Annotated in this window: 1 protein-coding gene; it reads right to left on the reverse strand. The window is 63.9% G+C overall.

What is annotated here, in order from left to right; genetic code table 11:
* The coding region (locus tag FNJ47_RS47075; protein WP_283811405.1) for a carboxyl transferase domain-containing protein at positions 1–255 on the reverse strand (255 nt) is incomplete at both ends.

Below are 255 nucleotides of genomic sequence, written 5' to 3' on the forward strand. Positions count from 1 at the left end.
CGTCGACGAAGGTCACGATCGGGATGTTGAAAGCATCGCAGAACCGCACGAAGCGCGCGGCCTTGCGCGAGGCGTCGGAGTCGAGCACGCCCGCCAGCACCATCGGCTGGTTGGCGACGAAGCCCACGGTGCGGCCGGCGATGCGGCCGAAGCCGGTGACGATGTTCTTGGCGAAGGTCTCGGAGATCTCGAAGAAGTCGCCCTCGTCGACGACCTTCAGGATCAGCTCCTTCATGTCGTAGGGCTTGTTCGGAT

Source organism: Bradyrhizobium uaiense, assembly GCF_010811875.1.
GTDB lineage: Bacteria > Pseudomonadota > Alphaproteobacteria > Rhizobiales > Xanthobacteraceae > Bradyrhizobium > Bradyrhizobium uaiense.